General features: G+C 42.8%; 7 protein-coding genes. 4 read left to right on the top strand and 3 right to left on the bottom strand.

The genetic code is table 11. The annotated features are described in order from the left end of the window. Positions 1 to 165 precede the first annotated feature (165 nt). Complete coding sequence (gene modA, locus ACFX4X_RS25005) at positions 166 to 957, bottom strand: molybdate ABC transporter substrate-binding protein (RefSeq protein WP_377387519.1); 792 nt, start codon at positions 955 to 957, stop codon at positions 166 to 168. Between the two features lie 131 nt (positions 958 to 1,088). Between modA and ACFX4X_RS25000 the strand changes: the two genes are divergently transcribed. After that, a complete protein-coding gene (locus tag ACFX4X_RS25000) occupies positions 1,089 to 2,015 on the top strand; it encodes a substrate-binding domain-containing protein (RefSeq protein WP_377387517.1) in 927 nt (308 codons plus the stop codon). A 58-nt stretch (positions 2,016 to 2,073) separates the two neighbouring features. On the opposite strand, the gene bioB is transcribed toward ACFX4X_RS25000, so the two are convergent. After that, positions 2,074 to 3,039 carry a biotin synthase BioB gene (gene bioB / locus ACFX4X_RS24995; protein ID WP_217899806.1) on the bottom strand — a complete coding sequence of 322 codons (966 nt, stop codon included), beginning with the start codon at positions 3,037 to 3,039 and terminating at the stop codon, positions 2,074 to 2,076. A gap of 131 nt (positions 3,040 to 3,170) precedes the next feature. Continuing rightward, complete coding sequence (locus ACFX4X_RS24990; protein WP_377387514.1) at positions 3,171 to 3,368, bottom strand: hypothetical protein; 198 nt, start codon at positions 3,366 to 3,368, stop codon at positions 3,171 to 3,173. 382 nt (positions 3,369 to 3,750) lie between these two features. Here ACFX4X_RS24990 and ACFX4X_RS24985 point away from each other — a divergent pair, with 382 nt between their 5' ends. Genes ACFX4X_RS24985 through bioA form a run of 3 tightly spaced genes read left to right on the top strand, consistent with a single transcriptional unit; the run spans position 3,751 to position 6,397 of the window. Next, positions 3,751 to 4,335: a biotin transporter BioY gene (locus ACFX4X_RS24985; RefSeq protein WP_377387511.1), complete on the top strand. Its 585-nt coding sequence runs from the start codon at positions 3,751 to 3,753 to the stop codon at positions 4,333 to 4,335. Beyond that, a complete protein-coding gene (bioD, locus tag ACFX4X_RS24980) occupies positions 4,314 to 5,021 on the top strand; it encodes a dethiobiotin synthase (RefSeq protein ID WP_377387508.1) in 708 nt (235 codons plus the stop codon). Before ACFX4X_RS24985 ends, bioD begins: the two co-directional genes overlap by 22 nt. Beyond that, positions 5,018 to 6,397 carry an adenosylmethionine--8-amino-7-oxononanoate transaminase gene (bioA, locus tag ACFX4X_RS24975; protein WP_377387505.1) on the top strand — a complete coding sequence of 460 codons (1,380 nt, stop codon included), beginning with the start codon at positions 5,018 to 5,020 and terminating at the stop codon, positions 6,395 to 6,397. The genes bioD and bioA overlap by 4 nt, the downstream gene beginning before the upstream one ends. Positions 6,398 to 6,511 lie beyond the last annotated feature (114 nt).

The following is a 6,511-nucleotide window of genomic DNA, read 5'->3' as shown; positions in this document are numbered from 1 at the left end:
GTCTCGCACTTCCGCTCCAATCAACCTTAAATAGTTTCGTTTTAAAAACAACAATCTTTACGAAAAGAGCCTAAAAAATAAACAAAGGGGATAGATCACCTATCACCCTATTACACCATTGTTGTATCATTATTTAAACGCTAATCGATTAACGAAACTGCGGAATTAGTCCAAATCTTCAAATCCATATTTTTTAAAAACCTTGTCAGAATCTACACTTTGAAGATAGTCGTAAAATAGCTGTGCTTCCTTTCGGTGTGAACTATTATTGATCATTCCTACCGGATAAATGATCGGATCGTGTAAATCTTCCTTGGCTGTTGCAACGATATCAACTTTTGATGAGTTCATGGCATCCGTCTTATAAACGAGCCCAGCGTCCACGTTCCCTGTTTCCACATATGTAAGCACTTGCCGGACATCCTTGGCATATATCAATCTATCTTCAACCTCTTTCCAGAGATTCATGTTTTCCAATGTCTGTTTCGCATACTGACCTGCCGGTACAGACTCTGGCGTACCGATCGAAATTTTAGTAGCATTTTTTAGGTCTTCCAAGGATTCCATTTTCTTATCGGAATCCTTTGGCACCACCAGCACCAGTTTATTGCCGACTAAATCGATCCCGTTTTTTTCTTCTATAAGATCTTCATCTACTAATTTATCAAATTTATCTTCAGCAGCTGAGAAAAACAGGTCCACAGGTGCGCCTTGGGAAATTTGCTGCTGAAGAGCTCCGGAGGCTCCAAAGTTATAATTAACTTTCACATTTACATTCTCTTTTTCAAATGAATCTTTTATATCATTTAAAGCATCTTGCAAACTTACAGCTGCGGAAACCGTCAATTCCACTTGCTCCGCCTTCATTTCTGTGTTTTCCGCTTCATCATTTGAACACCCTGTCCCCACTGTCACAAGCAGCATAATCGAAAAAATCATAAAGTATATTTTTTTCAAAATCGCTCTTCCTTTCTAACCAGTTATAACTAGTTATATCTAATTATAACTAGTTAATCTAACATTTCCTATTTATCCATGAATTTACTTCCCAAAGGGCACTAAGATACAATAAGGACGGAGGGATGCACATGTCGCAGGAGCTATCCTATACAATCGAAGAAGTGGCACAGCTTTTAAAAGTATCTAAATTGACGATATATGATCTTGTTAAAAAAGGGAAACTGCCTGTATTCCGAGTGGGCAGGCAAATGAGAATGGATGCAAAGGATTTAGAGAAATATATCACTGACAGTAAGTCCCTTACATCCCCGGGTCCTATCGCCGAGCCCCATCGGAACGAAGAGAAGGGCACACCAACCCTTGTCATCAGCGGGCAGGACATGGTTTTGGATATACTGGGGCAGTACATCGAGAAGGATTCCGGCCATAAAACATTACGATCGAACACAGGAAGTTTAAGCGGGCTTATATCCATGTACAATGGCGATTCCGACATCGTGAGTATGCACATGTTTGATGGAGATACGGGTGAGTATAATCTTCCATATATAAAAAAGATCTTGGTTGGCTATCCTTATATTTTATTTAATCTCGTTTCAAGGAATGCTGGTTTATATGTTAAAAAAGGGAATCCTTTCAATCTCACCACCTGGAATGATTTAAACAAGGATCACTTGACCATCATCAATAGGGAAAGAGGATCTGGTGCAAGAATCCTTCTTGATGAGCAGCTAAGGATCCATAAGATTCCGCCTAAAAGCCTTAAGGGGTATGAAAATGAGGAAACCAACCATTTAAGTGTCGCATCAGCTGTTTCATCAGGTATTGCGGATGTCGGCGTTGGAATTGAAAAAGCGGCAAAAATAGTCGGAGTCGACTTCATTCCATTGATAACGGAACGTTATGACCTTGTTCTATTAAAAACCCCGAAAAACGAGCATATCATAAAAATCGTCAAAAGAATTTTATCCTCGAATCCATTTCAAGCGGAAATCGATGCTTTAGGTGATTATGATATTTCCAGGACAGGCTCGATCATTCACGAGACATTTTAAAAAGGAAGGCTACTGTAACAGCAGCCTTCCTTTTTACTTTTCTTTTTTTTCATATTTCCTAAAGAGCACATTCTTCGATTTCAAACCCCAGGTCTTCGATGATTCCCCAATCCGCCGTTGGTTCTTGACCAGCTGTCGTTAAATAATCTCCGACGAAGATGGAATTGGCTGCATAAAGTGCCATTGGCTGCATGGAACGGAGATTGACCTCACGACCGCCGGCCAGACGGATTTCTTTGCTCGGGTTGACGAATCTCATCATCGAAATCAGTTTCAGGCATTTAGTGGGGGTCAACTCGGAAGTTCCCTCAAGAGGCGTTCCGTCAATTGCATTGAGAAAATTACAAGGAATGGAATCCGCATCAAGGCTGCGTAAGGATAGAGCGATTTCCACTGCTTCCGCAGCAGATTCACCCATACCGAAAATGGCACCTGAACATGGGGACATTCCCGCATCTTTCACAGTTTCGACTGTATCTACCCGGTCCTCATATGTATGTGTTGATGTAATATTGCTGTAGTTTTCCTGTGATGTATTTAAGTTGTGGTTATAGCGATGAACGCCCGCTTCTGCTAGTTTGCCGGCATGTTCCTCATTCAGGAAACCTAAACAGCAGCAGATTTTAAGATCCGTCGTTTCACGGATTTCTTTTACCGCTTCAATGACATGATCAATTTCCCTGTTGGTCGGACGACGGCCAGAAGCAACGATGCAATATGTACCCGCTTTACGACGGATTGATTCTTGCGCTCCCTCGACAATCTTTTCTTTAGTCAGCCATGCATATTTATCGATCGGGGCTTCCGACACGATCGACTGCGAGCAGTAGCCACAATCTTCGGGACATAATCCTGATTTCGTATTGATGATCATATTCAATTTGACCTTTTTTCCATAATGATGCTTGCGTATGAGATATGCTGCATTCAAAATTTCCAAAACTTCGCCATCTGGGGCTTGTACGATTGCTAATGCCTCTTCGGCCGTAACTTTATATCCTTTAATCACGCTCTCCGCTAACATCTTCCAATCCCTTACTAATGTTTCCAAATCCAATCCCTCTTTTCTTTTAATGTTGTCAATTCCTTTCCATGAATCTGCCGCGATTAATTAAGAAGAACTCGCGAAGTTCCAATCGATACGAATGCTGGTGCCTAGACCCCGTGCTTATGTACTTCCTTGGAAAGGAGCTTGGCCAGGGCAAGAATCGATGCTTCCCTCCCGACACCTGCAGATAAAGTGAAAGCTAACGCTCCGACTCTAAAGAGATCGTCTACAAAGACCTGCTTCCTGCGATTTATCCCACCTTCTGCTGCTACCGCTTTTTTAGGGTGTCCCCATTTCGATATCAATCTTTCCCTTCAAACCAAAATGTTCGGAAGTTCCCCACCAGTCACATTTGCATCACAGACCATAATGCTTTGCATTTAGAATGGCAGAAAATGACTGGTAACGGAGCATTAAGTGAAATAAATGGGCAATAACCAGCCCTCAATCCACTTAATATGTTAACTAAAATAATTTATAGTTAACATATGGATGAATAATACCATACAAACAAAATATTATTCAATGGCTATTTTTCAATATTTTCCTAGTTTGTCCTTGAAAAACTGAGAAGGCATGCACTTTATATGTTAACCTAAATATTAATTAGTTGACATATAAAATAGAAATCAGGCAAACTAATAGTGGGCAATTTGCCTGCCATTTCTAAAAAAGGTGGTGAAAACCTTGAAAGCAAGAACGATTTCTTATGTGGCCCTTTTTACTGCGTTAACCGCAATTGGCGCCTTTATTAAAATACCTATCCCTTATATACCATTCACACTGCAAATTCTGGCAGTCTATTTGGCAGGCGCATTGCTGGGGCCCCGTCTTGGGTTGCTCAGTCAGTTATGCTACGTCTTGATCGGACTTATCGGGTTGCCAGTGTTTGCTGAAGGCGGGGGAATCGGCTATATATTCAAACCCACTTTCGGCTATTTGCTCGGATATATTCTGGGAGCCTATGTAAACGGGTGGCTGATCAACCGGTTTTCCCTCTCCACGATTCGTTCCATATTCCTTGCTAACGCTGCCTCTTTGCTGACCGTTTACTTCTTCGGCTGCATATGGCTGTATGGTGCAATGAAGTGGATTGTGGAAACGCCGCTTTCAATCAACCAAACGATTCTTTACGGCTTCTTATTACCGGTACCCGGTGATTTACTGCTGTGCATTCTATGTGCTGTCATCATTCAACAAGTACGTCCGCGAATTGCAAGATACATAAACGTAAAGGAGCTGAATCATCCATGGGCCAAGCCTACTTCATAACCGGAACTGGCACGGATATTGGAAAGACAATCGTCACGAGTGCACTTTATCTTTCTCTTCAAACGTTTGGAAAAACCGTCACGATATTCAAGCCATTTCAAACAGGAATCAATGAGGAAACGAATACATACCCGGATATTTCTTGGTTTGAGCAAGAACTAGGTGTAAAGGAATCAGGGTTTTACACACTGGAACCCGAAACCTCCCCACATTTGGCGATTAAATTAACCGGGAGTCAAATCGATGAGAAGAAAGCCGTGGAAAGGGTTCATGAACTTGAGGAAATGTATGACGTCGTATTAGTTGAAGGAGCAGGCGGATTGGCTGTTCCGCTCATTGAACGGGCGGAAGGTTTCTATATGACGACGGATTTCATAAGAGATTGCGGCATGCCTGTCGTATTCGTATCCACAAGTGGTTTAGGAGCGATTCATAATGTCGTGACGACCCATTCTTATGCACAAATCCATGATATATGCGTTAAAACCATTTTGTATAATCATTACCGGCCAGAGGATCGGATTCATCAAGACAATATCGAAACCATTGAAAAGCTGACAGGGCTGAAGGGGCTCGCCTGCATTCCAACACTGGCCGATGTTAGAAAAGATTTGAGGATCTGCATCCTTGATTTACTTGGTGACCAAAATTATACCCAACAATTGAAAGAGGTGTTCAAAGCATGAACAGTCAGGATTTAGAACAATGGGATAAGGAATATGTATGGCACCCGTTCACGCAAATGAAAACGTATCGGGAAAGTAAACCGCTGATCATCGAACGCGGCGAAGGCAGCTATCTGATTGATGTGGATGGCAAACGCTATTTGGACGGCTATGCTTCATTATGGGTGAATGTGCACGGACATAACGAGCCGGAATTAAACGGAGCCCTTATTGAACAAGTGAATAAAGTCGCGCACTCCACTCTGCTGGGATCTGCAAATGTACCATCGATCTTACTGGCAAAGAAACTGGCAGAGATCACTCCTGGTCATTTATCGAAAGTCTTCTACTCTGACACGGGATCTGCCGCTGTGGAAATCGCCCTTAAAGTCGCTTATCAATATTGGCAGAATATCGATCCCGTCAAGCATCAGAATAAAAACAAATTCATCTCCCTTGACGAAGCATACCATGGCGATACTGTCGGTGCCGTGAGTGTGGGCGGAATGGATCTATTCCATAGAATCTTTAAGCCCCTCTTATTTCAACGGATTTCCGCCCCTACACCATATGCCTATCACATGACTGAATATGGAGATCAAGAAGCAGTGAAAAACCATTGCTTGATGGAACTGGAGAAGTTGCTGCAGGAACAATCAGAGGAAATTGCCGGATTGATCATCGAACCGCTTGTGCAGGGGGCGGCAGGTATCATAACCCATCCCCGGGGCTTTTTGAAAGAAGTTGAACAATTATGCAAGAAGTACGATATCCTCCTAATTTGTGACGAGGTGGCCGTAGGGTTCGGTCGCACCGGTACGATGTTTGCCTGCGAGCAGGAAGATGTCGTCCCTGATATCATGTGTATGGGCAAAGGGATCACTGGGGGATATATGCCACTCGCAGCCACCATCATGAACGAGCAGGTCTTTCAATCCTTTTTGGGAGAACGGGAAGAACATAAAACCTTCTATCACGGCCACACCTATACAGGAAATCAGCTAGCCTGTGCACTGGCCCTGAAGAATATCGAGCTAATGGAAAGCCGGAATCTCATTAAAGACATCCAGAAAAAATCAAAATACCTAGCCGAAAGACTGCAAGCGCTATACGAACTTCCGATCGTCGGCGATATTCGCCAGCGCGGCTTCATGATTGGAGTGGAAATCGTTAAAGACCGTGAAACAAAAGAAACGTTCACCCTCCAAGAGAACATCGTTTCCAGGATCATCCATACAGCACGGGAAAATGGCCTGATCATCCGGGAACTTGGTCCAGTCATCACGATGATGCCGATCCTTTCCATGTCAGAAAAGGAACTCGATTTCATGGTCGAAACGGTCTACCGTGCCATCCAGGAAGTCTCCATTCATAAAGGATTGATTCCAGCAAACTGATTCAAAAAGATGGTGAATTAAAAAGGGCACCTCAATGAGGAGGCTGCTGAAAAACTCACGTTTTTCTAACTAGTACGGTAAATCAAATTAAAAAAAGACGATTCTCATTCGATA

Source organism: Peribacillus sp. YIM B13481, from assembly GCF_042787985.1.
Lineage (GTDB): Bacteria > Bacillota > Bacilli > Bacillales > DSM-1321 > Peribacillus > Peribacillus simplex_A.
The sequence above is the reverse complement of the archived record's forward strand: the minus strand, read 5'-3'. Positions and strand labels throughout refer to the sequence as shown.